The sequence below is a fragment of the Pseudoalteromonas sp. SR45-5 genome (assembly GCF_014163565.1).
Taxonomy (GTDB): domain Bacteria; phylum Pseudomonadota; class Gammaproteobacteria; order Enterobacterales; family Alteromonadaceae; genus Pseudoalteromonas; species Pseudoalteromonas distincta.
Genome location: NZ_JACJDN010000113.1, coordinates 1 through 8,378 on the forward strand (window position 1 = coordinate 1; position 8,378 = coordinate 8,378).

An 8,378-nucleotide genomic window follows, 5' to 3' on the forward strand; every position below is an offset into this window, starting at 1 on the left:
TCGCGCCAGCAAAAAATAATAATGCTATATTGTCAGCGAGTTAGATAATTGTATTGATCAGTGGTAAGCGACTATTTAGGAAGATCATGAATAACAAAAAAATTAAATTAACTGATTTAGCGAAACTAGCAGGCGTGTCTACCTCTACAGTTTCGCGTGCGCTTAATGATAATCCGCTAATTAAGCAAGAAACCCGCGATAAACTTCAGCGCTTAGCTAAAGAGCATAATTTTAGCCTTAATACGGCTGCAAGTCGGTTGCGGACACAAAAAACCAATGTAGTTGCGGTTATAATTAACCTTGACGAACAAACAGAGCAGTCGATTAGCGATCCGTTTTTACTTAAAGTAGTGAGCGAAATTAATCTTGCACTTAATCAGCAAGGGTTAGAGCTTTTACTATCTAATTCAATCATGGCGCAAGACGATTGGGCTAATTATTTTATTAATAGCCGCCGTGCAGACGGTATTATTGTTGTAGGTCAAGGTAAAAACCAAATCAATATAGAAAATGCAGCTAACGCAGGTATTCCGCTGGTGGTATGGGGAGACCCTAAAACACCTAGCAACTACCCCATTGTAGGAAGTGACAATTACTTGGGAGGCTTGCAAGCAACAACGCATTTAATAGAGCACGGAGCTAAAAACATTGTATTTTTAGGCGACCCAGAACATGGTGAAATTAGTGAGCGTCATAGAGGGTACTCTGCCGCATTAGCATCCCATAAATTAGAGCAACATGTTGTATCTATTGATATTACAAGTAGCTCAGCATATCAATCAATTAACCAATTACTGCGTGAAAAAGGCCTTTATTTTGATGCTATAGTTGCATGTAGTGATATGGTTGCCTTAGGTGCCATGAAAGCCTTAAAAGAGCGTTATGTAAGCATTCCTAATGATGTCGCTCTAGTAGGTTTTGATGATATTGCTATGGCCGACATTAGCCACCCTTCATTATCAACTATCCGACAAAACACACAGTACGCAGCCACGCTATTAGTTCAAAAATTGATGCAGCAACTAGCTGGTGAAAAAGTTGAATCACAAGTAATTGATATTGAACTGATTACCCGCCAATCAAGTAAAAGATAGTTTATAAATCATGTTGAGTTAATGTTAAATTTAAAATGCAAACGATTGCATTGGGGGCTATTCTAAACTAAACTCAAACCTCACTGATATAAACACACACTGTGTATGCACTCGTTATGGGCATACAATAAAGGTCGTTATAGCGTTTAAATAACGCTGTAAAGCGAGGACAATTATGAGTAAAACAAAAGTCACACTGGCAATTGCAGCAAGTTACTTTATTTTCGCTATTTTGTTAAATAGCGTGGGCACCGTTATTTTGCAGGCAATAAATACCCTTGGGGTAAGTAAAACAGAAGCTTCAGTGCTTGAGGGGTTTAAAGATTTATCCATTGCGATAATGTCATTTGTAGTGGCTTCGTTTATTCCTCGCCTAGGCTATAAACTGGCTATGCTTGGGGCACTTACTGTTGTTGCCCTTGCTTGTGTAAGTACGGCTTTAATTAGTGACTTTTATGCGTTTAAAATTTTATTTGCCGCCATTGGTTGTGGCTTTGCTGTGGTTAAAGTGTCGGTTTACTCTATTATCGGCCAAGTGACAGATGATGCAAATAGCCACTCTTCATTGTTAAACACCATTGAGGGCATTTTCATGGTTGGTGTGTTAAGTGGCTATTGGATTTTTACTGCTTTTATAGATCCAAACGATTCAACCGCGTGGCTCAACGTTTATTACTTACTAGCAGCTCTGGCCCTAATCGTTATAGCGAGCGTAATTGCTGCGCCTATAAAGCCCGCCATTATAAGTAAAACTAAACGCTCTGGTTGGTTCGATTTTATCGCCATGCTTAAGCTAACATATCAACCGTTGGTACTCATATTTATAATTAGTGCTTTTTTATACGTATTAATTGAGCAGGGCGTCGGTACTTGGCTACCCACATTCAATAATGAAGTTTTAAAACTTCCTATAGCTATTAGTATTCAGCTGGCCAGTATTTTTGCTGCGGCACTTGCATTTGGGCGCTTAGTAGCAGGGCAAGTACTTAAACACATTCACTGGTTTGTTGTATTGAGCAGTTGTTTAATTGCGATGGCCGGCCTCATACTTATTACCCTACCGCTTACTGAGAATGTTACTGAAAATACAGTAATTAGCTTATTTGATGCACCACTTGCTGCATTTATTTTACCGTTAATTGGCTTTTTCATGGCGCCTATTTATCCGGTACTTAACTCAGTTATTCTCAGCGCTCTTGAAAAACATCGTCATGCCGCTATGACTGGCTTAATTGTAGTTTTTTCAGCACTTGGTGGAACAACAGGCTCAATAATAACTGGTTATGTATTTGAGCACTTTAGTGGCCAGCATGCGTTTTACCTTTCTTTGGTTCCCATTAGTTTGATTTTTATTAGCGTGATTTTTTTCAAAAAACGAACCGACGCTATCTCACAACACGCAACAACAGCTTAACAGTAAGGAAAGTTATGAGTTTTTTTGACAGCCAATTATTTAAAGATGTTCAAATGCAGCATGTATTTAGCGACTGTAAAACATTCGCAGATGCAATTGCGCGTGTTAATTGGCAAAGTGCATGTAAAAGCTATGAACAATTAGCGCCTTTAACTAATACGCAGCTTAGTGAGTTTGTAAACGCACACTTTATTACTTCCCCAGTGCTAGCAATGGGCACTGAGGCTGATACGTCATCGGTTAAACATTATATAGACTCGTTATGGAGTGGCCTTAGAAGAGAGGCGGATACCCCGAAGCAAGATTCATTACTAGCACTAAAGCACAGCTATATTGTGCCTGGCGGGCGCTTTCAAGAGATTTACTATTGGGATAGTTATTTTACAGCATTGGGCTTAATCGATGCAGATAAAGGTGATGTAGTTGAAGATATGCTACTTAACTTTGTAGATTTAATTAACGATTATGGTTGTATTCCAAATGGTAACCGTCGCTATTATTTATCACGCTCGCAGCCACCGGTTTTAGCACTCATGGTCGAGTTATTATGGGAACATACGCATAGCAAATCACTCAATACGCAATGGCTTGCTATGTGTGTTGCAGCACTTGAAAAAGAATATATATTTTGGATGCAAGACGCGCAGTTCCTTTCGAGTGATTTATTGGGCTCAAAGCGGGTAGTAAGAATGCCTTGTGGTGGTGTTTTAAATCGTTATTGGGACGATGTAAGTGAGCCAAGAGCAGAGTCATTGCGTGAAGATTTAGCGCTAGCGGAAGGGTTGGCGAAGGAGAAAAAATCTGATTTTTATCGTAATATTCGCGCTGCATGTGAGTCGGGTTGGGACTTTAGTTCTCGTTGGCTTGGTGAGTCTAATTTACTAAGCTCTATTCAAACAACTGATATTGTTCCTATAGATTTAAACTGCCTTATGTATAACTTAGAGAATCAATTAAGCAAATTCTTTCAATTGCTCGGCAATAGTGAACAAGCAGAGCATTACCAATTACTTGCCAGCAATCGCAAGGCGCTTATTAATGCTTACCTTTGGAATGAGCCAACCGGTTTTTTTGTTGATTATAACTGCCGTACAACGACTCAATCTCCAATACTTAGTGCGGCGGCAACTACTGCTTTATTTGTTAATTTAGCCAGTAATGAGCAAGCAATCAAGGTAGCTACAATATTAGCCAATGAATTTTTAAAAGAGGGTGGCATTGTTACAACTATTACTCAAACGCCTCAGCAGTGGGATAGTCCAAATGGTTGGGCTCCACTCCAATGGCTTGCGGTAAAAGGGCTTAATAACTACGGTATTACTCAATTGAGTACACATATAATGCAAAATTGGGTAAATATGGTTGAGCAAAATTTTGCAGTAAATAAGTGCTTACTCGAAAAATACAATGTGTGCACACCAGCGGTTTTAGCCAGTGGTGGTGAATATCAAGTACAGCAGGGTTTTGGTTGGACTAATGGCGTAACGACTCGATTTTATAAATTACTAAACTACTAATCCGATCTGTTACTTATCTTACAAAAGCAATTTTAAAACAAAGGCAATGTAGGTTATGTATTGATTTAATAGGTTTTTATCTGTTTTAGGATGAGAAACGATAACTTTATTTTAATACCAAAATCTCATTGTAAGTTGTATTTGATTTAGGTAATGTAGTGTAAATGTTTCAAGGACGAAATTTATGCCCCATAAAAACTCAGTATTCGTAAAAACTACATTTCAATCATCTTTTCATTCACACAACTACACAGCTATTTTAAGAACACTACAGGCCTTGTTTGGTGATATTAAAATGGACGATGTTATTCCTAAAGCTGAGCAGCGTGCAAATTATGATTTGTTTTTAATAGATGGTGCTAAAAGCAAATGGCAAGATCTCATTCCCGCAGACCTTATTTGTTTAGCTAAACACCATAGTGTTGTTATCTTTAATGTTGATAAAGAAGATGTGTGCGAGCAAAACTTATTGCTTAACCATTTTAATGGTGTTTTTTATAAATCTGATGCGCCAGAAGATATTTTTAAAGGGTTAGTTCGTGTTGATACTGGCGAGCTTTGGTTTACGCGTAAAGTAATTTCAAAAGCTTTTAACGATATTTTAGCCGTGGCATCATCATTTAATAACCTACATGACGACATTGAATTAAAGCAGGACGATTACGATCATTTAACAAAGCGAGAAAAGTCCGTTATTCATTTAATTGCACAAGGTGCGAGTAACAATACAATTGCTGATAAGCTCAATATTAGCGACCACACTGTAAAAACACATTTGTACAGTGCGTTTAAAAAAACTAACTCACGTAACAGGGTAGAGCTTGCGAATTGGGCTCAGCGTTACGTTTCTGTTTTATTACCAATGGCTAAATAAATAGTATATATAATCTCAATTTTCCTATAAAAAGGCTACTGTTAGTAGCCTTTTTTATTTGTTAAATTAGCTCACTTTTTTAGCCCATAAGCCTTTATCAATGCCTTTTGTTATAAGGTCTGTCAGTGCTTTTTCTATTGCCTGAGTTACACAAATACTCATAGGTTCGTTGTCACTAAAGCCGGCTTCAGCTTCAGCTAGACGTTTGTAGCTTACGTATCTAAAAAAGCCTGCACGCATCTCTTGGCTTAATACTTTTTTGCTGGTGGCCACACTAAGCAACACTTGGCCTGTACGAACATCCACAGCGCGTAGATAAATTGAAATAGCATCTTCACGGTAAAGCTCAGATGCGCCTATACCAAAGTATTCCATACCTAACCCACCCGTTTTTACATTGGTGTCATAGCTTATAATACCGCCCTCTAAAATGATTTTAGCTGTGGTAAGTGGAGGTAACTCAGCCTGGTTAGGGTTATCAGTTTGGCCTGCACGAATGATTTTTCGCTCAGTTAAAATGTTTTGTAAACCTTCACGCTCAACAGGTGTAAACCAATCAGATTCATGCAGTGCTTGTACGAGTATTGAATTAGCACCTTGAGTAACGGCAGTCGAAAACGAACTAACGTTAGTTTGTGGTTTATATTGACCTGTTTGGTCTCTAAATGAGTAGACCGATACCGGAATGCTGCCAACAGGTTTTGGTAAGTTTTTTAAGTCTGCAAATAATTCAGTTGGCTCTAGGCTAATTGCTTTTTGCTGTGATGGTGGAATAAGCTTACCTAAACTTGTACAGCCGCTCAAACCCAGTAATGTTATTGTTATTAGTAGTTTATACATTATCCAAACCTCGGTACTTCAATGATCACAACAGAGTCATCTAATATGTTTGTTATTTTTACTGTAATAGAATCGGTTGTGCTGGTTATAACTTCAATTTGATAATCGCCACTCATAAAAATTGAGTCTTGGTCAAAAAGACTGTCTTCAATGTCTTCACCAAACGCCATATCTGTAATTTCTCTTACCATGCGGTTTAAGTAAGTGCGCTCTAAAGAGTCTTGAAATTGTTCAGCATAACCTTTTTCGATTACCGGAGCCTTGTGCTTATTTTGAGCCTGTGCTTTGCTCAGCAGCATATTTGCATTGAGTGGATTACCACCAAAGCTTGGATTTATTGGGGTGTAAATTATTTCAGTCGCGGAAGCTGAAAAGCTTAATATTGTTATTATTATAAGGGCTATTTTTTTCATTTTACCATCCATCTTTAGCCATATCTGGTGTTGATGCAGCCATGTTTGAGCGAGCCATTGCATCTATTACTGTATAAACAGCTTGCTCAACACGTTCATCGAGGGGTTCTAATCTGCGACCTAAATAAGTCGCGTAAACGAGTTGATTATTCATTATTAAAGAAAGTTGTGTACCCGCTTTTGGTATTACGGTTTCTTTTATTTCAATATTAAAACCAGCTGTTGAAGGGAGATCTCGCCAGTAGTTTGAAAATTCATAATAAAATTGATGACCAAAGCGGCTAATACTTCTATCAAGTAATAAGCCATCTATTTCTAGTTCATCCGCAGCATGAGTTGCCCCAGAAAAACATAGGAAAAGTGTGAGTAGGTAACGATTAAAGTTAATATTTTTTTTCATAATTTAAAAAGGGGAGAGGATCGCTCTCCCCACCTCAACAATTACATTTGAGTAATTGTTGCTGCGTTTCCATCACCAATTTGGGTAACAGATACAGTGCTGTCAAAGCCAATTACTGAGCCTTCAACAATATTGTCGTTACCAATTTGAGTAACACTAAACGATACGTTTTCACCACCAACTAAAAATGCTGATTGTTCAACGCCAGTAACCCAGTTACCTTCACCTGTTTGTGAAATATCAATGCTGTGGTTATTGCCTTCAACCATCATATCAATAAGGTTTAACGTGCCACTTTGTGCAATATCAATTTGGTTATTATTACTATCTAAAATGCCAGCAAGGGTAACAATTGCTTCATTTTGAGAGCCGTCTTGAGCAATATCGATGTCATTATCGTTAGATGTAAGCGTTACATCTGGGTATGAAGATTGAACAAGTACGGCATTTTCATCGCCAGCTTGTACTAAATCAACATCATTGCCAGAGCCGTTAAAGTTAGCTAAGTGAATCGAGTTTAAATCACCTATTTGGGCTGATGTAAATTCATTGTCTGAACCAATTACACCCATGTAGGCTTCGTTTAAATCACCGTTTTGCATTGAAGTTAGTTCGTTGTTGTCACCAATTAAATCGGCTGTCATTAAGTTTTCAGCGCCAACTTGTGTTGCTGAAACCTCATTATTAGAACCTTCAAATAAGTTTGATTCAATTGTGTTAAGTGAACCTTCTTGATCTAAATCTATTTGGTTGTCGTCCCCAATTACAGTTGCAAACGTTACCGCATTAGTTAAGCCATCTTGCTCAATTTCAATTTCATTTGCATCACCAGAAATTGCACTAAATGCTACAGCATTACGATCACCTACTTGTTCAACTTCAAGCTCGTTGTCATTGCCTTGTATACTACTTACTTTAAAGGTACTCCAATAACCGTCTTGAACTAAATCAAGAGTATTTTCGTCGCCTGTAAGCATCGTAATTTCTGCTTCATGCCATTCACCGGTTTGCAGTGAGGTAATTTCATTTGCGTTACCTTGCATATCCATGTTGTAGAACCAGTGACCACCAGTGCCTTGTTCAACATCAATGATATTATCATCACCAGTTACAATATTAATCGCTTCATTATTTACAAAAAAGCCTTGGCCAAATTGTGAAACAAATAACATATTATTATTACCAGTCACTTCAGAGATAAAACCATTAGCAACGCCATCTTGGCTGTATACTTGTAAGTTGTTGTCACCTGTGGTGATTACTTCAGCATAATTACCAAATTGGCTCTGCACAACTTCAGTTTCGTTATTATTACCGGTTGTTGTTACAAGCATGGTGTTGCTATCACCATCTTGTGTAAGTAGTGCAGTATTTTCATTAAAAGTTTGGATAAGAGTCATTGAGTTTTCAACACTTGCTACAGAAACGTTGGTAGCAAGTTCTGAGCTTGATGCTGATTTGTTGTTAGTATCAGCATAAGAAGCAAAGCTAGTACCCATTGCAATTGCAACTGCGCAGCTTAAAAGTGATTTGTTCAACTTCATTATTTTCTCCTTGAAATATTAAAACCAAACACCTTAAATTTTATAGGTTTTATAAGGTATTTGCTGTGTCAGCATGCCGTGCCGATATAATGTTTTGTGATCCGCTTGAAAAGCTCTTAAAGTAAAATTTTTCGATGTAGTTAATAATTATCACTAAACGCTTTGTCATTATTTTTAACTTACGTTTAATAACTGTTAATTATTAAGTACCCAATTACTGTATTCCTCAAATGTATTTTCTGAAATCATCATTTTTTACCAATTTTTTAATTTTTATTTTTC

At 37.6% G+C, this 8,378-nt stretch carries 8 protein-coding genes; 4 read left to right on the forward strand and 4 right to left on the reverse strand.

Features of this window, described 5'->3' with window-relative positions:
• Positions 1-86 precede the first annotated feature (86 nt).
• The 4 genes from H5072_RS06435 (at position 87) to H5072_RS06450 (ending at position 4,899) form a co-directional block, all read left to right on the forward strand.
• Positions 87-1,094, forward strand: a complete 1,008-nt coding sequence (locus H5072_RS06435; RefSeq protein ID WP_182693045.1) for a LacI family DNA-binding transcriptional regulator — start codon at positions 87-89, stop codon at positions 1,092-1,094.
• 175 nt (positions 1,095-1,269) lie between these two features.
• The gene (locus H5072_RS06440; RefSeq protein WP_182693046.1) at positions 1,270-2,508 is read left to right on the forward strand and encodes a sugar MFS transporter; all 1,239 of its coding nucleotides are present in this window, start codon (positions 1,270-1,272) and stop codon (positions 2,506-2,508) included.
• 14 nt (positions 2,509-2,522) lie between these two features.
• Entirely contained in the window at positions 2,523-4,025 is a 1,503-nt protein-coding gene (locus H5072_RS06445) for a trehalase family glycosidase (RefSeq protein ID WP_182693047.1), read from the forward strand.
• Between the two features lie 184 nt (positions 4,026-4,209).
• A complete protein-coding gene (locus tag H5072_RS06450) occupies positions 4,210-4,899 on the forward strand; it encodes a LuxR C-terminal-related transcriptional regulator (protein ID WP_024595599.1) in 690 nt (229 codons plus the stop codon).
• 66 nt (positions 4,900-4,965) lie between these two features.
• Here H5072_RS06450 and H5072_RS06455 read toward each other — a convergent pair whose 3' ends face one another.
• The 4 genes from H5072_RS06455 to H5072_RS06470 are packed head-to-tail and all read right to left on the reverse strand — an operon-like array spanning position 4,966 to position 8,096.
• Positions 4,966-5,739 carry a CsgG/HfaB family protein gene (locus tag H5072_RS06455; RefSeq protein ID WP_182197166.1) on the reverse strand — a complete coding sequence of 258 codons (774 nt, stop codon included), beginning with the start codon at positions 5,737-5,739 and terminating at the stop codon, positions 4,966-4,968.
• The gene (locus H5072_RS06460; RefSeq protein ID WP_182693048.1) at positions 5,739-6,164 is read right to left on the reverse strand and encodes a curli assembly protein CsgF; all 426 of its coding nucleotides are present in this window, start codon (positions 6,162-6,164) and stop codon (positions 5,739-5,741) included. Before H5072_RS06460 ends, H5072_RS06455 begins: the two co-directional genes overlap by 1 nt.
• Positions 6,154-6,552, reverse strand: a complete 399-nt coding sequence (locus H5072_RS06465) for a curli production assembly/transport protein CsgE (RefSeq protein ID WP_024595596.1) — start codon at positions 6,550-6,552, stop codon at positions 6,154-6,156. Before H5072_RS06465 ends, H5072_RS06460 begins: the two co-directional genes overlap by 11 nt.
• A gap of 41 nt (positions 6,553-6,593) precedes the next feature.
• Positions 6,594-8,096 (reverse strand): curlin, encoded by a 1,503-nt coding sequence (locus H5072_RS06470; protein ID WP_182693049.1) that lies wholly within the window; start codon positions 8,094-8,096, stop codon positions 6,594-6,596.
• Positions 8,097-8,378: the final 282 nt, after the last annotated feature.